Origin of the sequence: Anabaena lutea FACHB-196 (assembly GCF_014698305.1) — a bacterium.
In the GTDB taxonomy this organism is placed as follows: Bacteria; Cyanobacteriota; Cyanobacteriia; order Cyanobacteriales; family Nostocaceae; genus Anabaena; species Anabaena lutea.
This window is the reverse complement of record NZ_JACJST010000001.1, coordinates 157,626-176,921: the sequence shown is the minus strand read 5'-3', so window position 1 is coordinate 176,921 and position 19,296 is coordinate 157,626. Positions and strand designations below refer to the sequence as shown.

Genomic DNA, 19,296 nt, shown 5'->3' with positions numbered 1-19,296 from the left:
CAGGAGTCAGGAGTCAGAATTCAGGAGTCAGGATATCCTGAATTCCTAATACTTACATTCATAAATTTTGATTTTCTTCTCCTTTAGTCATTGGATAAATTGTTTTGAAAATTGATAAGCTTTGTGAATTTGCGCCATAGAGATCGCACCACTTTTATTTGTTGAATTGTGTGCAGAATAATAAAAGCCAAAAATGTATAGGCTAACCAAAAATGCAAACTTCTCCCGATATCAACCATTGCTGAATTTTGCGGGAAAATATCCGGTAAAAGAATGCCAAAAAAGCTGACATTATTACTTTTATAAGAGTTGGAAAGTAAGAAACCAGCGATAGGAACAGCCCACATAAATATATATAAACTGGTATGTAGGGCAACAGTTTGAAACCATTCGGAAGTAAATTTAGGAAATTTTTTTGTATATTTGCGCCACCAAACACGCAACAATACTAAAATCCGCCAAGTGAGTACAGCCATTAATAAAATAGCCATTGATTTATGAAAATCATAAAGAGAGGAACGAATAAAAACCTCTCTTGGTAATCTGGACATAAATGTTCCAGTCACAAATAGTATTAAATAACCAATTGACATCCACCAATGGATAGACATTAGGTGCTTAAATGCAGAATTTTGTCTAGGTTTAGGGGGTGTATTGACTGAAAACATAGATGATGATTGATGAAACTCTATGATTATGAACAATTGTAAATTTAGTTTAGCGAAGATTTAAGTTATACGCCTGTGTTTTTGGGTTAAGGTAGATTTAAGGAAGTGGATAATCTTAGAAACTAGGTACATAAAATATGCTATACAGCTTTATACTCCAAGAAGAGACAATTCACAGCTTTCAGGAAAGGATAGAATTTCTGGAAAGATGCCTGAATAATGCTAACCCGCAAGATGAAATATTTGCAGAAATAATTGAGTTAGAGAATAGTAGGCTTATATCTCTTAATAAACTTATAGAGGAAGTGAAAAAGCTACAGTACAAACTTAATAAAGTTCTTCAACTTGTTAAGGTCTTGAAAGAAAAAGTACAAATGGATCAATTATCACTTTTACTTGTTGTTAGATACAATTTTCTGCTTAAAGAAATTTTAGAACAATGTTGTGAGTTTAGTTTTATCGAACATAGTAAAGGAGTTTTTATGGACATGATTGTGTCTACTCTAGTGGTATATCAGAAAATTAAGAAGGAAGCTTCTTCTGTAACCTATTCGCAGCATGAAAAATACATTCTTACAGAAACAAGAAAACACGTAATACAATCAATCATTAAAGCTAGTGTACAATTTAACGTATTTAGTGAAGATTTTTTTAAATCACTAGAATTGGAAGATGATATCACACCTAAAGAATCGGAAGCTATGCTGATTTCTTTAGCATCTACAAAGAAATGGGATTATGTGTACAGAAAACTGGCCTAGTCCTAAATTTATTAATAAAGAAGATGTATTAAGTATACATAATAAGCAGATTAACTTATATGATGGCTCATTTGGTATCCGCGATGAGGGTTTATTAGAATCTGCGATTTACCAACCTCAAGCAAGTTTTGGAGGAGAGTTTTTACATCCTACTATTGTTGAACAAGCAGCAGCATATTTATTTCATATCTGTAAAAATCATGCTTTTATAGATGGAAATAAACGCACGGCTTTTGATGTCATGGTAACGTTTTTGAACATGAATGATTATGAATTGAACATGACACCAGAGGAAGCATATCAATTAACTATGCAGGTTTCTGATGATAAAGTGAGTAAGGATGAGTTGATAGAAATATTGAGAGATTGTATTGTAGAAATGTTTTAACCTTTGTAAATTTTGTTTCATATTTTTCTGTATATAGTCCATAATTTAAGTGTATCAGCGTTATTAGTATTTTTTCATACTAAATGTTTTTTGCGAAATTTCCCACTTGTAACCCTCAAACATATAAAATATAGAAATTTTGGAGTGTATACGCACTAAGGTCTAAGTTAGTGTAAAATAAGATAATAACCTTAAAATAAACAAGGTGGTGATTATTATGTCTTTTTTACTAGAAGATATGATGTTAATAGAAACTAATGAAAATGAAATTAAGGAACAAGAAGAAAATTTACAAGAGATTGCCAAACAGCTAGAAGAAATTTTTAGAACTGAAAATGCTGCAATTCCAAAAGAAGATTTTAGAAAATATTTTTCTAAAATAGAAAATGCATTGAGAAAATTAGAAAAGGCAAAAACAAACAAACTAAATTCAAAGGCTAAGTCCAGAATATATGAAGAAGTTTACAAAAATGTAAAAAATTTAAAAGAAAAGTATAGTGATTTTCTTACGAATGAATTAATAGAGAAGTTTGCAGAGATAGAAGTATATTTTGGATGGAAGAAAGAAATATATAAGTTAATATTTTTTTCAGAAGAAATTGTGGAAATTAATAAACATGATATAAAAAAAGGAAGTGAAAAATTATACAATATAATATATACTATGCTTCAAGCAATAGAAAAATATACTGTAGGTGCAACACAAAAAGAAATTGATATAATACAACATTTAGCAGAGAATTTAATTCTATATATAGAAAATAAGCGATTGAACACCATTCCAGTTTTTAGGAAGACACTTAACTCAGCTAAAGCCATTTTATGGGAAATTGATAGACAAAAAAATCAGTCAAAAAATACTGTAGAATCGTTATTAGATTTCCTGAAAACATCTCCAGAATGGGTAGGGGATGATTTTGAGGAATGCTTAGAATATGTAAATGAAGTGAGAAGAGAGTGAGGTTAGGGTGTATCTGCTAGACACGAATCATTGTAGTTTTATTATTATCCAAAAAGACCTAACCTGCATAACAAAATTGACCTCACTACCAAAAGGAACTGAAATATTTATCAATGCCATTATATATGGTGAATTGATATTAATGGCAGAAAAGTCAAACAAAAGAGAAGAGAATCTAGTAATATTCAATTCATTTGCTCAAAGTTTAACAAAAATATATCCGATAGATGAAGAAATATCTAAAATTTATGGTCAGTTCCATGCAGAAATAATTAACAAATTTGCACCTAAAGAGAAAGAAAAAAGAAGAAAATTTAAAATTAAAGATGCGGGAATACATCCCAATGATTTATGGATAGCTTGTACAGCAATACAATATGATTTAACTATCATTTCTCAAGATAGTGATTTTAAGCAAATGAGTAAAGTAAGACCTCTAAAGCTAGAATGTTGGAAATCTCAAATAGTTTCAGAAGTAAAAACTGAAATTATTTAGCAGATGTTTTTTTGCTTCTTTAGAAAATTTTACTTTAGATGTGGTGGGTTACGCTGTTGCTCTAGCGAAGCCATGCCCGCAGGGCTATACCCACCCTACGATTAAACTGTGACTCCTTCCAATTCTTCATCAGTCAAATCATACAATTTCCGCAGTTTATCTAACTTATCTCCATCAGCTTGCCATAAACCGCGTCCTGATGCTTCCAACATTCTCCCCACGATATTTCTAAAAGCTTCTGGGTTTGCTTTACGTAATTTTTCCGCCATTTCTGGATCTAAAGCGTAAGTTTCTGCGGCTTGATCATAAACCCAATCATCTTGAAAATCAGCAGTACCACCCCAACCAATTAACGCCGTCATGCGTTGAGAAATTTCAAAAGCACCACCAGAACCTTGATTAGCCATTGCGTCAGCCCATTTAGGATTTAACAACTTGGTTCTGTATTCCATTCGCAATAAATCATCTAAATTGCGAGGTGTAGTATCCTTAGAAAAACTTTCCACAAAACTCGCTTGTACTTTCCTCCCGCTTTGTTTTTCTGCTGCTTTCTTCAAACCGCCTGTATTTGCATAGTATTCCTGAATATCAGTTAAACCATATTCTACCGAATCTATTTCCTGAACAATGCGATCGCTAGTTTTTAATAAAGTCTGCAATACTTCCGGTCTCGCTTGTCCTTTATCATTTCTACCATAACTAAACACATTGCGACTTTCCCAAGTATTCCCCAACTCTTCCCCAGATTCCCAATTACCATCTACCACCCTATCATTAACCAAAGAACCAAAATCACCAGATGGATTAGAAAACAATCTCGCTGAAGAATTTTCCACACCTTGGGCTTTTAAAATCAAAGCGTGCTTTCTAATAAAATTCATTTCTTCAGGTTCATCAATTTCCGCAGCCCGTTGAAATAAATCATCTAATAATTCAATGATATTCACAAAACTATCTCGGAAAATACCCGATAGATTTGCTAACACATCAATACGCGGATGTCCAACTTGATCAAGAGGTTTTAAATCATATCTAACTATGCGTCCCGTTCCCTCCTTCACAGGTTCAGCACCCACCAATTCCAAGAGAATACCAAGAGATTCACCCTTAGTTTTAATAGCATCCAAACCCCATAACAAAACCGCCACAGTTTCCGGATATTTTTTATTTTCCTCCAAAGACTGAGAAATGATTTTCTTAGCAATTTCCCTACCCCGTTCAAAAGCAGCAGGAGAAGGCATACGATAAGGATCTAAAGCATGAATATTCCTCCCAGTTGGTAACACACCCGCACCATCTCTTAATAAATCTCCACCAGGTGCAGGAGGAATAAATTCACCATTTAAACCTCGCAAAAGATTCGTCAACTCATCAGTAGACTGATTTAATAACCTTGTAATTTCCCCTTCCTCCTCCTCTCTGCGTTCTCTGCGTCTCTGCGGTATGCGCTGCACGCACGCTTCGCGAACGTTCTCTTCTCCAAAATAAGCATCCAAATAACCCGTTAACTCCTCCTGATTCGGCGCTTCACCTAAAACGTGTAACCCAGAAGAAAAAAGACGATTTTCGAGAACTTGCAGATACTCATACAACTTGACCAAATAATGATCAAAAGCATGACCACTAAACATTCTCACATTTTCCGGTGTGAAGGGAATACCCAACCTTTTCGCATCATCAAAAGGACAATCTACCTCCAAACCAGTATCAACAATCTTCTTACAAATCCCTTCCTTTAACAGATAATTCTTTTCTGGATCTTCCCGATATTCAGAAATTAAATCTCGTAAATTCACCAACTCCTTATATAAACCAGCGCGTCCATAAGGAGGGACATTGTGAGAAATTAACACCCCATAACCGCGACGTTTAGCTAAAATTGATTCTGAGGGATTATTAGCAGCATAGATATAAAGATTCGGCAGATTTCCTAACAGAATATCAGACCAAGAATAACCTGTATTTCCTAATGGTGAACCTGGCAACCATTCAACAGTTCCGTGCATTCCAAAATGAACAATTGCATCAGCTTGAAAATCATTTTGTAACCATTTATAATAAGCTGCATATTGGGGATGTGGGGTTAAATCTCTTTCAAACATTAACCGCATGGGATCGCCTTGAATTCCCAAAGGTGGCTGGACACCTATCCACACATTTCCTAATTGCACACCACCAATATTAAACTCATCACCATAGGTTTTAATGCCGCTACCTGTCAGATATTTCCATTGTTTTTCAATGCGAGATGTAAAAAGATATCCTAACCATTTTTCTAATGTTCTAGCATTAACTGTAGAACCCCCGTAAACGAGGGGGGATATGACTCCCTCCTTGTTTGTGGGTAGATTGGGGTTTTCATCTGCTTCTTTAATTTGGCGAATTAATTCTTCCCCATCTTCGGGAAGATCACCAACTGTATAACCCTGTTCTTTCAGTGCATTTAGTAATTTAATTAAACTGCGAGGAACGTTTAATAAAGCGGCAGTTCCTACAGCCCCATAACCAGGAGGAAAGCCATATAAAATAATGGCAATTTTCCGTTCAGAAATAGGTTTTTGGCGGAGGGAAACCCAGCTTTTAACTCTATTAGTTAAACGTTGTAATCGTTCAGGAACTAAATAAATTTGTTCACCAACTAATCCACCCAGGGGAATTGTATCAATTGCGCCATCTAATTCTGGTAAAGCATACAATACAACACTTTGTAAACCGCCGATACCTTGCCTTGTCCAAGAATAAATATCTTGAATTAGTAAAGGTGCAGCGACGATATAAGGAACATTTTTAGCAGTGAGAATGCGTTTAGCAACTTCTATTTGTCTTCCTGCTTCCATTGAACCTGCGGGGCCACCAACCAGGGGAAAACCAATTGTAGAAACTATGGCATCAACTTTTACTGCTTCTGATGAAAGTGAAGGAGTTTCAATGTTACCTATTTGACGTTGTTGGTTTTCGTAGTCACTTGTCATCCAATCTCTGACGGCTACGTGTCCTTCTACACCGTTGATAAAGATGGGTAAAGGTATTAAACCTGCTTCTTCAAAATAGCGTATCAGTTGGGGAATATAGGGTAATTTGGTAATAACGTGCTTTCGGTAAAGTAAAATACCGATGATTGGGTAATTTTTTCTTCCCTGTTCCCTGTTCCCTGTTCCCTGTTCCCTTTTGCGATACCATTGTAAATACTCACGGGGTGATGTAAAAAACCCTTGATAATCGGGATGTAATAACCCCATATCGGGGGTTTCGATGGGTGGCGGTATATCTCCGACTTTTAAATCTAAGTATTTTTCCGCAATTGTCAAAAATAGGGAAGCGACGTTTTCTGAACCGCCGGCGTTCCAGTAACCATAGATAATTAACCAGTTGCGTAAGTCTTGGACTTTTTGCACTGGGACGAATTTTAATAACTTGGGGCCGATTTTGAGAAAACTGATATAACCGGCGAGTTTGTCTTCTTCTTTACCGTTGGTGAATTTGTCAAGGATGAATTTAATGGGTTTGGGCATTCCTTTGGGTTTGTCACCAATGGAAAATGCACCGATTTTTGTTAAACTCATCAATTCCAGTGCTGACTCGAAAATAAGACGAATGGGGATGTTAGCGACGCGTTCCCGCAACCACACAACTTGGTCATAATCGAAGAGTAAGCTGCCAAAGAATACATCTGCGTCTTTGAGTGCGGCTGCAACTTCGGTGCTATTGGTGGTAATATTGCGATCGCTAAATACTCGAATATCCAACTCTGGACACCGAGAATTAGCCACAAAAGCCGCTTTCCGGTATAAGTCCGCGTTAAACGATTCAAACCCAGCAATCAAGACAATGCGTTTCATGCGCTTTTGCTACGAAATATTTCTTTACCTTGATCTTAAACATTCTTGGGGATTATTGGGGGGAATATCTACCTAGAGATTATAATCAACAAGTCTGTTTCCCCATTTGTTGAAAATACAACAGCATACAGAATTTGTGCAATTTGGGATTTATAATCTGTTTGACAGTAGTTAATTTCTCCTAAAAAATCCTCAATTGGCATGGTTGGAAGTAAAAATGTATATTTAAAAATAGCAGCAGTTGAGAAATACTAAAAAGTAAATTGAGGATACACCCATGAAATTTGGAATTGATATGGGGCATAATTGCCCTCCTGATACTGGAGCCAGCGGCATTAAATTTGAGGATAATTTAACTGTAGAGGTAGGTACTAAAGTTATAGCTAAGTTAAAAAGCTTAGGTCATGAAGCAATATCCTGTAACCCAAGTAGTGCTAGTACAGTAAGTCAATCTCTCGGCAGACGCTGTGATATTGCTAATAGAAATAAAGTTGATCTTTATGTTTCTATTCATTTTAATGCCTTTAATGGACAAGCTAATGGTACAGAAATATTTGCTATTAGCGATGCTGGCAAAAAGACCGCCAAATCTGTATTGGATGAAATAATTAAGTTAGGATTTTTTAATCGGGGTGTTAAAAGTGGGTCGCACCTGTATGTTCTCAGAAATACAAATATGTCGGCGATTCTCATAGAATGTTGCTTCATTGATTCTGCCAAAGATATGCAACTATATGATGGTGAAGCAATGGCCAGTGCGATCGTCAAAGGCTTAACTGGTAAAGTCGCATCTGCTCCTGTAAACATCATCAAAGATGAGGAAGACAACACAGATACCAGTATTCTCAAACTACAAAAAGCCTTAAATCAACTCAAAATAACTGATAAAAATGGTAAGCCTTTGGATGAAGATAACTCCATAGGACCAGCAACAGCCTCTGCTGTCGAAAAGTTTCAGAAGATTGCAGGGATTATCCCCACAGGAATGGCAAGCAAGGCCACATGGGATGCCATAAATCAGATATTATCTAAACGAGTCGTCGCCGGAACCAAAGCTACCGGAGCGATTGTTAGATACTTGCAATATCGTGTAGGTGCTGTACCTGATGGGATCTACGGGCCACAGACACAAGGAGCAATTAAGAAATTTCAACAGCAGAATGGTTTAACTGCTGATGGCATTGTCGGAGCAATGACTTGGCAGAAATTAATAGGTTAGATTGAGGAATTGCTGGGGATTAGACATAGGAGTGAAAAAGAATGTAGAGCCGAGAATCCCTACCCAGGTTACGTCTCTACAAGGGTTCTAGGGTACGCATATTTCACTTCTGGAGATGTCTATTGGGGAATGGGAAAGAACTCTTACCAATTCTTTTCCCCACCACCCAGCTAAAATTCTGAAAACAGAGTGCATAAACCAAAAGTGGTCAACCTATAAGTCAGTGAAGGGGATGAAACCCCAGCAAAACAATGACTTCTTAGGAGTATGACCATGAAATTCCGTCACTTAACTGGCTCTTTGTTAACAGCTACCGCACTAATAACCACGACATTACCCGCTTTCGCCGGCCCCTTTGAAATCAAGCCTGCTGGTGTTTTTGCTCCCGCAGCTATCACCCCCGGAACATCCATAGGAAATGGAACTCCCAGCACCTCTACTCCTAGTAACCCAATTGGTACTAGTGAAGTTCAAGGATTAGGAGATCATCAATCTTGGGTAGATCCCAAAACCCTCGCCAAAGACCCCCGCGCCCTATGTAGTGATGTTGGCTTGGGTAACAATACCCGCAACAGTTCCACTAAACTTGCCCTAGCTACCTCTACCAGCACTCGTTCCAGTTCTGCTAGTAGCCATAATGATGGCGGTGGAGGTGGTGTCAGTTTCTTAGGTATTGGTGTCAGCGGTAGTGGTTCTAGTCAAGGTAGCACAAATAAGAGTGACTCCCGCGACCAACGCAACAACCGCACAGAAGAAAATAGCAGCAGTTCCTCAACAGTAGCTCAAGGCAAGAATTGTGATGCTTTTGTTAACTCTGCCGCTGCTAGAGATATGAACTTTGAAGACAACCTCACCCGTCGTTATGAAATCAAATCTGGTCGTCGGGGACAGCAAGTAAATCAACTGCTAGAGGATAAATAAGGTAATTGATAATTGGTAATTGGTGTTGGGTGATTGGGAAAACTTTTCTCATCTCACCCTATTTAGCTTGAGAAAAAATTCACCATGAAAAGCTCAAATCGAGGGATAACTATTACCCTCAGTACAATCTTATTCTTATCTATCACATCTGTTGTTCATGCTCAAACTCCTTCTCGGCACATTCGTGATTCGCAAATTCTCCCCTATTTACTAGATAATCCCGATCAAAATTCGTCGGTGCGAGTACGTTGTGTACCTACTCAGCGACAGGAAATAGACCGACGAAGACGCATGATTAGAGAGAGTCTACTACAACCAAATTCTAATACTGTCACCATTGAAATAGAAGGCAATTGTCGAGGTGTGAGAATAATTACCCCAGAAACTACAGATTTTTTAAATCCCTCGGACTTTAACGACGACTGGCTAATTCGTGAAGGTTCTGGTTGGAATTGGTTGCTACATAATCGTTATCGTTAATTTATACCAAGAGTTACGGGTTTCACAATATTTCAGCGCCGACAATCCTCTTTTCTGATTTTTTCTCACCTGACTGCATAAACTCATCACCCCAAACCTATTGATTGAGTGAAGGGTTAAAACCTCAAAAACACTCACACCACAGGAAAACGGTTATGAAAACACAAATGCTTTTGAGTTTTGCTTGTTCTTTATCTCTGTTGAGTTCTCTCACTATTCCAGCTAATGCTCAACCAGTTCCCTCTCAACCCCCAGTAGTCAGTCAAGAGATTACCATTTCCCAGGATACAGCAATTATTGTCTCTTTTCCTGCACCTGTGACTGTAGATGTAGGACAAAAAAAGGATTATCCGCTCACAGTTCCTTTATCTAGTGCAATTAAAGATGGTCAAGGTAATGTGATTGCACCAGAAAATACACCTGTTACTATTGTTCTCAAACCTGCTGAGGGAGGTGCTAAAATTGTGGCTCAGTCGTTGGTTATTAATGGGCGCATTGTTGCCATTAAAGCATCTAGTCAAATAATTCCTGGTACTACTATTACCCATAAGCGAGCTAATGATAAAGCTGTGGAAAATGGTTCCATTTGGGGGAGAATTGGTGGTAGTACTTTAGGCTTTTTAGGCCAAGGTGATCCTGAGCAATTTGACCGAGGTGCAATGTTAGGAAGCGCTGTAGGATTGGTTTCCGGCTTGCGTTCTGCTGAAAATACCCGCATTGTCCAAATTTCCCAAAGCAGTGTTTATGTGTTGTCTCTTGATGCTCCCATTAGCGTATCTATTCCTTAATCAAGTTTATAGTAATTCTGATTTTTTGAATTACATTTGAATTACATGGGTTGCAAAATTGTTAAATGAAATTTATGGCTAGTTTCAGCTTTCAGATATTGTTCTTGTAGTGGTTGCCATTGCTGCCACAATTGGTAACGATTTGCTGCTAATAATGTGGTTAACCCCCGTAGTTGACTGTTGAGTTCTGATTTAAAAATATCTGCGAGCCACTCATTTAAAACTACGCTATCTTGCAACATACCCAAACTTTCTTGGATATGTTTTACATCAGAGATGTTGGCTGTGAAAGATTCACCATATAACTCAGTAAATAACTCCATTTGGTAGCGAATACGTTTGGCTTGTTTTCGCAAACTATGCAGAGTTTCACCTTCAGTTTTCAGATGTTGTTCTAGTTGTTCCGGTGTCCAGTTAGTTTGAACTACAATTTTTGAATCTACAATTTCAGTACCAATCAGCCACCCTGGATGTAAGAAAAATTCACTCACTTCAGGTAACAACAAATCAGGCAATACTTGCTGAATTGGTAAAGATGCTAAGGGTTGATAACTAGGTTTTTCTAACCAGTCCTGCAAGTCTTTTTTGAAATCTTTGTAAAGTTCATCTTTGAATATTTTATGAACATGAGAAACTTCAATTTCTCGCTGTTTATCTAAAGTAGAGAAAGCTATTTTTAGAGATTCTTGTTCTTTATGAAGCAAATGTGGTTTGTAATCGTTTTCCAGTATCTCTTTTAGCACGTCTAAATCTCGGAGCTTTCCCAGAATGCGGGCAATTTTACCAATATTTTTGTCGCTGACTGACTTAGGTAAATTTAAAGATAGCCCGAACCGACTAACGGCTGTGCGTAGACGACGCATTCCTACACGCATTTGGTGTAGTGCTTCTGGATCTTCATCTTTCTTGACTGATTTTTCCCACTTTACGGTTTTCTTAAAGTGTTTGTCAATTGCTTGGTACGCAAAATCTTCTAAGGTTTTGATTATTGTTGTGGTGTCTGGATTCATAAATAATTACAATTAACTATTTAACAGGTTTTTGCATGATAGCACTAGTCAAAAATTAATATCTACCCTTTGATAGAGTTTTTTAACAACATTTGATACTTGATAAAACTTGATATTTTATATCTATAGATACTTGAATTTTAAAGATTAATGTGCATTAATTACTAATTATTGATTGTTTCATAACCATCAAGTTAAATCAGGAAATTTGAGCAGTTTTAAAGATTAGTAGAGATAGCCTGTACCGGGCAGGTGGGAATACACTGTTCGCAGACAATGCAACGCGATCGCGTGAAGGTGAGTTTATAAGTCTCTGGGTTGACGGATAGGGCTTCAGTTGGACAAACCCCAGTACACAAACCACAGTCTACACATACATCTTCATCAATCACAATTTCACCTAAATTATGGGAAACACTGATATGTTGCGATCGCATCCACTCTATCGCGGCATCTAACTGATCGATATCCCCCAATAGTTCCACTACCAGTTTACCAATTTGATTAGGAGCAACTTGAGCGCGGATAATATTAGCAGCTACGTTAAAATCTTTTGCTAGTCGATAGGTGACAGGCATTTGAATAGCGCGTTTAGGAAAGGTAAGGGTAACACGTTTTTTCATAGATAGGGAAATCAATAATAGGTTTTGTTTTTGTTGTCACGGAAGCAATTCAGGAAGACGTTACACTAGATAATGAAAATGCTTAATAAGTTTTAATAAATCAATTATGAATACAGATGCACCTGTAAAGCCAGAATCGACTGTTGGCGGGCGCTTGAAAAACTTCATCATAGTCATTGTAGCGATCGCACTGAGTGCAGCGCTATTTTTAGGACTGCGAACCCAGACAAATTCAGTTTCTCTCACCCAATTAGACCAAGCATCCACACCCTTAGAGGTAGCAGTTAGCAATAATAAACCCAGCTTAGTAGAATTCTATGCTGATTGGTGTACTGTCTGCCAAAAAATGGCTCCAGATATGGCTCAACTCAAACAGCAGTACGCTGACAAGGTGAATTTTGTCATGCTGAATGTAGATAATATCAAATGGTTGCCAGAAATGCTCAAATATCGGGTAGATGGCATTCCCCATTTTGTGTTTTTGGGCAAGCAAGGAGAAGGTATAGCCGAAACAATTGGCGATATACCCCGTTCCGTCATGTCCAGCAATTTAGAAGCCTTAGTAGCGGGTTCTGCCCTTCCTTATGCCCAAGCCAGCGGACAGGTTTCCAAATTCTCAGCCCCAGTATCAGCAGAAAGTAGTCAAGATGATCCTCGTAGTCATGGTAGCCAGGTTGTAAATTAATTCGTAATTCGTAATTATTCAGGAGTACCGAGTACCGAGTACCGAGTACCGAGTACTGAGTACTAAGTAACCCCATAACTGAAGTTAGGGGATTGAAGCAAGGAAGCATTATTTAGGAGTGCAATAATCTCGTACCCTGCTCTAAGAGGATGTCTGAGAAGTATTTTCTCAAACACCAAAGCCTCGAAACCTAACCCCCCTACCCCCCTTCCCTACAAGGGAATGGGGATTTCAAAGCCTCTCCCCCCGTGGGGGAGAGGTTTGGAGAGGGGTTTATTTATACATTTAATGACTTTTCAGACATCCTCTAAGCAAGCTACGCGCAGCGTGCCGTAGGCATAATAAATACTTTTCCTTCTTCCATGAATGAATTCAGGGGCTTTAGACCTATTTGTGCTGAGTTCTAAATAGGATTCTCACTCATTACTCGGTACTCGGTACTCAGCACTATTTCGGTAATGGGTAATGAGTAATTAATTGCTCATTACCTAATTTTTATCTTCCAAAACACCGCTGCGAATCATCAGTTTTGGCCAGATTAACAAAAAGAAACCCATCCAAATTAATAAAGGAATAGCAACCACAATTGTTAGCCAGATAATTTTAAATATTAACCAGCTACCGCTAATCAATGTTATACCTGTGAGAACTATTGACCAAGGCTGACACCACCAAGGTTTATAGTTCCAAGGACTTATAAGCTTTTGTTCAGACATTGTTTGTACTTAAAAAAGTTTCTTATCAAAAAAAACCAAATGCAAGGAGTTGAAATAATAGGAAAACGATTGGTAGTAGTAATTTAATCCACCACTACAACCTGACCACATTTAGCGTCCATCAGGGTTCCATTTTTCCAGAGCTATGTATTCGTTCTTTACTAAATCTAAAGGCTCAATCACATTACCAGAACTGGATACACGAAACCAATAAACTGGATGAGTAGTTTTATCTGGGTGATTCTCAAACACTCTAACTACATAGAAAGACGCATTGACAGTAGGAGAACTATCAACAACCGCTGCAACACGGATGCTTCCTTTAGAAAGGTTTTCAATTTCTCGTGCTTTGCGTTGCACTTGTGGGAGATTCCAAACTAAATTGTAGGCTTTTGTTGCATCTATTGTTTTGGTAGCTTTATTTGTTTTAGCCACAGTTGGTAAATAAGCCAATCTCTTATGAGGCTGGTTTTCCTGATGATGGCTAATGCTGACAATGCTTGAATATCCTCCTACAACTCCTAGAATGAATGACGCAATTAGAGGGTAATAGTTGAATTGTTTATTGATGCTACGCCTAAGCATAGTGATGCACCTCCGTAATCATTTAACTTTTATCCCTGTGTAACTAGGATACCAGGGGTTAGACCCCCTATGTCTAGTCTTGACAAGAGCATAGATGTTGTTGTACTGAGATGGGTTGGATTTGGCGAATATTTTTGTAACCGGCTTAAGCCAAAAACCCGGATAGACAATAGCGATCCCCACCTCTTACCATCCTATAACTAATCGTGGATATGTGGGGTGGTGTTTTTATCGTGCTAGTAATGATCCCCATCACTGCAAATTACCAAATGGCTATGATCAAACAGTGTAGAAACTTCAAATTATGTGGGGAAGTTTCGGTTGATTTAACTGGTGTCGTAGACTGAGCAAGGACTAAAAGATTTTAAATGAAACAACAATTACGAGTTAACTCATTGCACTTTCTAAGCCTTGGTGCATGATCATAATTACTAGCACTTAATATCATGTCCGGTTGTTCGCGTAGCGTCTCGTCAGAGATATATTTATCATTTAGACTGACGCGGGGACGCGGGGACGCGGAGATTTTTTTTGATAAGTGATTAGGCGGACATGATATAACATGATCTCTGAGAGGATGTTTTAAAAAAAAGACAATAACAACCAAATCGCAACCAAATGATAAATTAGATGTAGAGCATTGAGAGCGATCGCGCAATTGGAAGCTCAAATCCAGTTCACAAGGTCGATTGGGTGCGACTATTGGGGCTAAATAGTGGTAATAAACTTAATATTGTAATTGTAGCGATCAGAAAAACTATGTTTTCACAGAAATTACAGGGTGTGATTTTCGCAATATTCTTAACCCTAAATATGTTCATGCTTCCTGCGGTTACTTCGGCTGCTGGGTTAGGAATTGAGTCAGGTCATCTCGCTTCTTGTCCAGCTTCCCCGAACTGTGTTGTCAGCCAAAATGCTGATGCTAAACACAGCATTGAACCGATTCCCTATCATCTAGACCATGATACAGCCAGAGAAATCTTACTAAAAGTTCTAACTGTCGTTCCCCGGACAGAAGTTATAGAACAGACTGATAATTACATTCATGCTCTTTCTAAAAGCCGTATTTTTAAATTTGTTGATGATGTAGAATTTTATTTACCTGCCGATGAGTCAGTAATTCATATACGTTCAGCATCTCGTGTGGGAGATTCGGATCTGGGAGTTAATCGCAGACGTATGGAACAAATTCGTCTAGCTTTGCGCGATTTAAATATATAATTAGGCATCGCTTGCTTAACACTGCACTTTCCCAAATAGCTCATGTTTTCCGATTTTAGAAAAGTATCCTCAAAAATATGGATTCAGTAAATTATTGGCTAATGAAATCAGAACCAGAAGTTTATAGTATTGCTGATTTGCAACAACAGCATGAGACTATTTGGGACGGTGTACGTAATTATCAAGCTCGTAATTTTCTACGCCAAATGCAGTTGGGAGACTTAGCTTTTTTTTATCATTCTAATACTAATCCCCCAGGTATTGTGGGGTTGATGCGTGTAGTTAAAATAGGTATTGCTGACCCAACACAGTTTGAGCCAACTAGTAAATATTATGACCCTAAATCAACTCCTGAATCCCCTCGGTGGCAAACAGTAGGAGTGGAATTTGTTGAGACTTTCTCTAACCCCATCTCACTATCAACACTCAAAGAAAAATTTACCTCTGATGAGCTACTTTTAGTAAGACCAGGAAATCGGTTATCGGTAATGCCTGTGTCCTCAGCAGTAGCTAAAAAAATACAGATTATGGCATAGAAACTAGTATTAATAAAGTAATGGATTACGCAGTGGCCATTGACAAAATAAAACAAACAGATCCTATTTTAGCTCAAGTAATCGACAAAGTCGGCGAGTGTAAACTCAATCAGGTGCAGCAAACAGGAGATTTATTATCTTGTTTGTGTCGTTCAATTATTTATCAGCAAATATCAGGTAAAGCAGCAGCAGCTATTCACCAGAGATTTTTGCAAATTTACACTGAATCATTAACAAGTTATGATATTCTCAACACTCCAGAAGATGTTTTGCGTTCTGTTGGTATTTCCCGTCCCAAGATTTCATACCTTAAGGATTTAGCACAGCGGTTTGAGAAACTACCTCACTTAGATGAATTGCAAACAATGGATGATGAAACTATCATCAAAACCTTAACTCAAATCAAGGGTGTTGGACGTTGGACTGTGCAGATGTTACTAATGTTTAGGTTACATCGTTGGGATATTTTACCAGTAGATGATTTGGGTATTCGTGCGGCTATTCGTCAAATTTATGATTTATCTGAACTTCCTAAAAAACAAACTGTAGAACAATTTGGTCAACTATGGAAACCTTACCGAACTATTGCTTGTTGGTATCTTTGGCGTAGTTTAGAAAAGACGAGCAAGGAAAATTAAACTAAAATTAAACTAGCGATAGTGTTCCGTAGGAATCGCAACGAGAACAGCGCAGGCATCACTACAGTTCTAACCAATCCATGCAGCTTGAAAAAAGTCACGTTCACAGAACATAGCATAGCGATATGTTGAGTGAATCAAAGTAGAAGTACTATTGTAATTATCTACCAAACTATCTAATTGTTGTGCCAACGGCTGAAAATCTGCACTACTATAAGTACGAATCCAATCTGCATAAAGGTGATTGGGAATGCCATTAACAGCTAACTGTTCTCCCAGAAAAGCATACAAACGCATACAGGGGGACATAGCTGCCGCAGTTAAACCCACATCTCCACCCCAAGCAGTAGCTAACAAAAAGTCAGTATAGCGACGGGTGGCTACTCCTGGTTCTACATCTCGTAAATCAACACCCCACTGAACAGCATAGCCTTGATGTAGCTTTAGTTCTTCCATAACCCCACTAGCTAAGTCATGAAAAGTGGTAAAACCTTGCCAATCTGGGGCTTTAGCAGCTGCAATACTGTAAGCACGGGCAAAGGCTGCTAAGAAAAAAGCATCTTGTCCGACGTAGTAGGCAAACTTCTCTTGTTTGAGAGTACCATCACCAATGCCTTGTACAAAAGGATGCTCTAGACAAGCTTGGGCTAAATCTTTGTTCGCTGCCCACAATTGAGTCGATAAAGTCATTATTTACTCTCTTCCCACAATTTCCCGCACCAACGCTGCTAACTTATCAGCACTATCGGGAACTGCGATCGCTTTGGCATTCTCTCCCATCTTCGCCAACTCTGTCGGTGACTGCAACAAATCTAAAACTCGCTTTTGTAATATTTCCGGTGTCAACTCTGACTGTTTAAAGGTTAAAGCTGCACCAACATTCGTAAAAACCGCAGCATTATAAGATTGATGATCTTCTGCCGCAAAGGGATAAGGTATCAAAATTGCTGGTGTACCACAGACTGCCAATTCTGTTAAACTCCCTGCACCAGAGCGACTAATGGCTAAATTAGCACGGCGCAATAAGGGAGCCATATTGTCGTAAAAAGGTAACTCTATATACTGAGGATGTTGCAGACTTCCAGATTCTGGATCTTTATCCCCTGTTAAATGGACGACATAAGCACCTGCGTCAAACCAAACTTGAGCCGACTGACGCACCAATTTATTCACAGCTACTGCACCCTGACTACCGCCAAAAACGACAATTAGAGGTACACCGTCAGGAATTGGTAAATCTAGAGTATTATCTGTTCCCTCCTCTAGGAATTGAGAACGAACAGGAGTACCCACACAGACATTTTGGGAACGGGGTAAGTATTTTACAGCAACATCAAATCCTACTGCTACTGCACTACACCAAGGGCCAAAAAAGCGAGTGACTTTCCCCGGTAAAGCGTTAGATTCATGAAAAACGACCGGTAAACCCAAAGAACGAGCCGCAATTACCCCAGGGCCAGCAATATAACCACCGGTGGTGAATAATCCTTGAAAATTGCCCTGTTTGAGAATGCGTCTGACTTGTAGAATTGAACTGACAAGCTTAACCAAAACTCGCAGTGAGGAAAAGCCAAAACCTTGCTGAAACCCTTCAACTGCGATCGTATTCAAAGGATATTGGTCTGGGACAAGCTGAGTTTCTAGTCGGTTGGGGACACCCAGCCATTCAATATCATAGTTTGGCAGTTTTTGTGCCAGTGCGATCGCTGGAAACAAATGTCCACCAGTCCCACTAGCAGCTATTAATAATTTTATGGGTGCGTTTGCCATTCAAGCTATACCATTTAGCGCCTAGCTTAACTAAGATAAAACAAATTCCTTACATTCTCTAATCAAATCAGTAAACTATTACTAATGACTAACTATATTGCCTTATTAATGAAACGCAACAAAAAAGTTCCTAGCAGCATTTCTCTGCTTTCGTTCCTACTAACTCTGGGTTTCAGCAGTACTGGGCAATTTGCTCAAGCCGCTACACCCGATAATGCACCCCCATCACTGAAAAACCTGTTGGCACAAATTGATATAGCCGCTAGTCGGGGTGATATTAAAGGAGTAATGCAATTTTACAGCCCTAATTTCAGTCATGGCGATGGTTTAAACCGCCAAACGATGGAACAAGCCTTAACATCTTTCTGGAAGCGGTATCCCCAATTACGCTACAGCACACGTCTGCAATCTTGGAAATCTGAAGGCAATAGCATCATTGCAGAAACTGTCACCAACATCACAGGTTTACCCTCCTCTAATAGTAGTAATCTAGCTCTCAACGCTACTATTACTTCACGTCAGCGTCTTAGTGGTACAAAAATCCTGCGTCAAGACATTTTATCAGAACGCACTCAACTTTCCTCTGGTAGCAAACCACCCCAAATAGAAATTAACCTACCACAACAGGTAAAAGTTGGACAGCAATATAACTTTGATGCTATTGTCCAAGAACCATTGGGTAATGATTTCCTCCTCGGAAGTGCGCTAGAAGAAACTATCCAACCAAACAAATATCTCAACCCCACAGCTATAAATTTAGAATTACTGAGCGCTGGTGGACTGTTTAAAATCGGACGCGCACCATCTACTCCCGGTAATCAATGGATTTCGGCAGTAATTCTGCGTAATGATGGCATGACAATGATTACTCAACGTTTACAAGTAGTGAAAAATTAGTAACTTATTGACACTCCCCACGCCTAAAGGCGGGGGATAAACAGCGTGACTGACGTTTCTTGCTTTTATTGGAATTGCGTCCAACGGAAGTAGA

At 38.6% G+C, this 19,296-nt stretch carries 21 protein-coding genes; 13 read left to right on the top strand and 8 right to left on the bottom strand.

All coding sequences use genetic code 11. The features are described from left to right. Positions 1-83: 83 nt before the first annotated feature. Positions 84-611 carry a cytochrome b gene (locus H6G59_RS00865; protein WP_277924611.1) on the bottom strand — a complete coding sequence of 176 codons (528 nt, stop codon included), beginning with the start codon at positions 609-611 and terminating at the stop codon, positions 84-86. 194 nt (positions 612-805) lie between these two features. On the opposite strand from H6G59_RS00865, the gene H6G59_RS00860 reads away from it, so the two are divergent. From H6G59_RS00860 to H6G59_RS00845, 4 genes are all read left to right on the top strand, one after another. Further along, positions 806-1,429, top strand: a complete 624-nt coding sequence (locus H6G59_RS00860) for a hypothetical protein (RefSeq protein WP_190711289.1) — start codon at positions 806-808, stop codon at positions 1,427-1,429. Beyond that, positions 1,407-1,817, top strand: coding sequence for a type II toxin-antitoxin system death-on-curing family toxin (locus tag H6G59_RS00855; RefSeq protein WP_190711288.1), 411 nt, complete (start codon positions 1,407-1,409; stop codon positions 1,815-1,817). The genes H6G59_RS00860 and H6G59_RS00855 overlap by 23 nt, the downstream gene beginning before the upstream one ends. Before the next feature lie 217 nt (positions 1,818-2,034). Then, positions 2,035-2,778 (top strand): hypothetical protein, encoded by a 744-nt coding sequence (locus H6G59_RS00850; protein ID WP_190711287.1) that lies wholly within the window; start codon positions 2,035-2,037, stop codon positions 2,776-2,778. Positions 2,779-2,785: 7 nt separating this feature from the next. After that, a complete protein-coding gene (locus H6G59_RS00845; RefSeq protein WP_190711286.1) occupies positions 2,786-3,274 on the top strand; it encodes a PIN domain-containing protein in 489 nt (162 codons plus the stop codon). Positions 3,275-3,375: 101 nt separating this feature from the next. On the opposite strand, the gene bchH is transcribed toward H6G59_RS00845, so the two are convergent. Further along, entirely contained in the window at positions 3,376-7,113 is a 3,738-nt protein-coding gene (gene bchH, locus H6G59_RS00840) for a magnesium chelatase subunit H (protein ID WP_190711285.1), read from the bottom strand. Positions 7,114-7,390: 277 nt separating this feature from the next. Here bchH and H6G59_RS00835 point away from each other — a divergent pair, with 277 nt between their 5' ends. From H6G59_RS00835 to H6G59_RS00820, 4 genes are all read left to right on the top strand, one after another. Further along, positions 7,391-8,332: an N-acetylmuramoyl-L-alanine amidase gene (locus H6G59_RS00835; RefSeq protein ID WP_190711284.1), complete on the top strand. Its 942-nt coding sequence runs from the start codon at positions 7,391-7,393 to the stop codon at positions 8,330-8,332. A 273-nt stretch (positions 8,333-8,605) separates the two neighbouring features. After that, positions 8,606-9,253: a hypothetical protein gene (locus tag H6G59_RS00830; RefSeq protein WP_190711283.1), complete on the top strand. Its 648-nt coding sequence runs from the start codon at positions 8,606-8,608 to the stop codon at positions 9,251-9,253. A gap of 84 nt (positions 9,254-9,337) precedes the next feature. Further along, the gene (locus tag H6G59_RS00825; protein WP_190711282.1) at positions 9,338-9,733 is read left to right on the top strand and encodes a hypothetical protein; all 396 of its coding nucleotides are present in this window, start codon (positions 9,338-9,340) and stop codon (positions 9,731-9,733) included. Positions 9,734-9,888: 155 nt separating this feature from the next. Beyond that, a complete protein-coding gene (locus H6G59_RS00820) occupies positions 9,889-10,521 on the top strand; it encodes a hypothetical protein (RefSeq protein WP_190711281.1) in 633 nt (210 codons plus the stop codon). 41 nt (positions 10,522-10,562) lie between these two features. On the opposite strand, the gene H6G59_RS00815 is transcribed toward H6G59_RS00820, so the two are convergent. Further along, a complete protein-coding gene (locus H6G59_RS00815) occupies positions 10,563-11,531 on the bottom strand; it encodes a CHAD domain-containing protein (protein ID WP_190711280.1) in 969 nt (322 codons plus the stop codon). A gap of 218 nt (positions 11,532-11,749) precedes the next feature. Then, positions 11,750-12,154, bottom strand: coding sequence for an NIL domain-containing protein (locus tag H6G59_RS00810; RefSeq protein WP_190711279.1), 405 nt, complete (start codon positions 12,152-12,154; stop codon positions 11,750-11,752). A 106-nt stretch (positions 12,155-12,260) separates the two neighbouring features. Between H6G59_RS00810 and H6G59_RS00805 the strand changes: the two genes are divergently transcribed. Beyond that, complete coding sequence (locus tag H6G59_RS00805; RefSeq protein WP_190711278.1) at positions 12,261-12,839, top strand: thioredoxin family protein; 579 nt, start codon at positions 12,261-12,263, stop codon at positions 12,837-12,839. 488 nt (positions 12,840-13,327) lie between these two features. Here H6G59_RS00805 and H6G59_RS00800 read toward each other — a convergent pair whose 3' ends face one another. Together H6G59_RS00800 and H6G59_RS00795 are read right to left on the bottom strand one after the other, a co-directional pair. Then, a complete protein-coding gene (locus H6G59_RS00800; protein ID WP_190711277.1) occupies positions 13,328-13,555 on the bottom strand; it encodes a DUF6737 family protein in 228 nt (75 codons plus the stop codon). A 111-nt stretch (positions 13,556-13,666) separates the two neighbouring features. Continuing rightward, positions 13,667-14,140, bottom strand: coding sequence for a hypothetical protein (locus H6G59_RS00795; RefSeq protein ID WP_190711276.1), 474 nt, complete (start codon positions 14,138-14,140; stop codon positions 13,667-13,669). Positions 14,141-14,899: 759 nt separating this feature from the next. On the opposite strand from H6G59_RS00795, the gene H6G59_RS00790 reads away from it, so the two are divergent. The 3 genes from H6G59_RS00790 to H6G59_RS00780 all read left to right on the top strand — a co-directional run bounded on the left by H6G59_RS00790 (position 14,900) and on the right by H6G59_RS00780 (position 16,535). Beyond that, complete coding sequence (locus tag H6G59_RS00790) at positions 14,900-15,361, top strand: DUF1499 domain-containing protein (RefSeq protein ID WP_190711275.1); 462 nt, start codon at positions 14,900-14,902, stop codon at positions 15,359-15,361. A 101-nt stretch (positions 15,362-15,462) separates the two neighbouring features. Next, positions 15,463-15,897: an EVE domain-containing protein gene (locus H6G59_RS00785; protein ID WP_190711274.1), complete on the top strand. Its 435-nt coding sequence runs from the start codon at positions 15,463-15,465 to the stop codon at positions 15,895-15,897. A gap of 20 nt (positions 15,898-15,917) precedes the next feature. Beyond that, entirely contained in the window at positions 15,918-16,535 is a 618-nt protein-coding gene (locus H6G59_RS00780; RefSeq protein ID WP_190711273.1) for a DNA-3-methyladenine glycosylase family protein, read from the top strand. 69 nt (positions 16,536-16,604) lie between these two features. Here the strand turns inward: H6G59_RS00780 and H6G59_RS00775 are convergent, their stop codons facing one another. Beyond that, on the bottom strand, positions 16,605-17,225 hold the full coding sequence (locus H6G59_RS00775) for a TenA family protein (protein WP_190711272.1): 621 nt from the start codon (positions 17,223-17,225) through the stop codon (positions 16,605-16,607). A 3-nt stretch (positions 17,226-17,228) separates the two neighbouring features. Then, positions 17,229-18,305, bottom strand: coding sequence for an undecaprenyldiphospho-muramoylpentapeptide beta-N-acetylglucosaminyltransferase (gene murG / locus H6G59_RS00770; RefSeq protein ID WP_190711271.1), 1,077 nt, complete (start codon positions 18,303-18,305; stop codon positions 17,229-17,231). Between the two features lie 84 nt (positions 18,306-18,389). Between murG and H6G59_RS00765 the strand changes: the two genes are divergently transcribed. After that, on the top strand, positions 18,390-19,202 hold the full coding sequence (locus H6G59_RS00765) for a nuclear transport factor 2 family protein (protein ID WP_190711270.1): 813 nt from the start codon (positions 18,390-18,392) through the stop codon (positions 19,200-19,202). Positions 19,203-19,296 lie beyond the last annotated feature (94 nt).

What these genes read in the sequence shown, in the direction of transcription:
- H6G59_RS00815 (WP_190711280.1), bottom strand. Translation starts at nt 11,531, where the DNA reads ATGAATCCAGACACCACAACAATAATCAAAACCTTAGAAGATTTTGCG.
- H6G59_RS00810 (WP_190711279.1), bottom strand. Translation starts at nt 12,154, where the DNA reads ATGAAAAAACGTGTTACCCTTACCTTTCCTAAACGCGCTATTCAAATG.
- H6G59_RS00830 (WP_190711283.1), top strand. Translation starts at nt 8,606, where the DNA reads ATGAAATTCCGTCACTTAACTGGCTCTTTGTTAACAGCTACCGCACTA.
- H6G59_RS00785 (WP_190711274.1), top strand. Translation starts at nt 15,463, where the DNA reads ATGAAATCAGAACCAGAAGTTTATAGTATTGCTGATTTGCAACAACAG.
- H6G59_RS00850 (WP_190711287.1), top strand. Translation starts at nt 2,035, where the DNA reads ATGTCTTTTTTACTAGAAGATATGATGTTAATAGAAACTAATGAAAAT.
- H6G59_RS00765 (WP_190711270.1), top strand. Translation starts at nt 18,390, where the DNA reads ATGACTAACTATATTGCCTTATTAATGAAACGCAACAAAAAAGTTCCT.
- H6G59_RS00795 (WP_190711276.1), bottom strand. Translation starts at nt 14,140, where the DNA reads ATGCTTAGGCGTAGCATCAATAAACAATTCAACTATTACCCTCTAATT.
- H6G59_RS00865 (WP_277924611.1), bottom strand. Translation starts at nt 611, where the DNA reads ATGTCTATCCATTGGTGGATGTCAATTGGTTATTTAATACTATTTGTG.
- H6G59_RS00835 (WP_190711284.1), top strand. Translation starts at nt 7,391, where the DNA reads ATGAAATTTGGAATTGATATGGGGCATAATTGCCCTCCTGATACTGGA.
- H6G59_RS00775 (WP_190711272.1), bottom strand. Translation starts at nt 17,225, where the DNA reads ATGACTTTATCGACTCAATTGTGGGCAGCGAACAAAGATTTAGCCCAA.
- H6G59_RS00860 (WP_190711289.1), top strand. Translation starts at nt 806, where the DNA reads ATGCTATACAGCTTTATACTCCAAGAAGAGACAATTCACAGCTTTCAG.
- H6G59_RS00825 (WP_190711282.1), top strand. Translation starts at nt 9,338, where the DNA reads ATGAAAAGCTCAAATCGAGGGATAACTATTACCCTCAGTACAATCTTA.
- H6G59_RS00855 (WP_190711288.1), top strand. Translation starts at nt 1,407, where the DNA reads ATGTGTACAGAAAACTGGCCTAGTCCTAAATTTATTAATAAAGAAGAT.
- murG (WP_190711271.1), bottom strand. Translation starts at nt 18,305, where the DNA reads ATGGCAAACGCACCCATAAAATTATTAATAGCTGCTAGTGGGACTGGT.
- H6G59_RS00805 (WP_190711278.1), top strand. Translation starts at nt 12,261, where the DNA reads ATGAATACAGATGCACCTGTAAAGCCAGAATCGACTGTTGGCGGGCGC.
- H6G59_RS00780 (WP_190711273.1), top strand. Translation starts at nt 15,918, where the DNA reads ATGGATTACGCAGTGGCCATTGACAAAATAAAACAAACAGATCCTATT.
- bchH (WP_190711285.1), bottom strand. Translation starts at nt 7,113, where the DNA reads ATGAAACGCATTGTCTTGATTGCTGGGTTTGAATCGTTTAACGCGGAC.
- H6G59_RS00790 (WP_190711275.1), top strand. Translation starts at nt 14,900, where the DNA reads ATGTTTTCACAGAAATTACAGGGTGTGATTTTCGCAATATTCTTAACC.
- H6G59_RS00800 (WP_190711277.1), bottom strand. Translation starts at nt 13,555, where the DNA reads ATGTCTGAACAAAAGCTTATAAGTCCTTGGAACTATAAACCTTGGTGG.
- H6G59_RS00820 (WP_190711281.1), top strand. Translation starts at nt 9,889, where the DNA reads ATGAAAACACAAATGCTTTTGAGTTTTGCTTGTTCTTTATCTCTGTTG.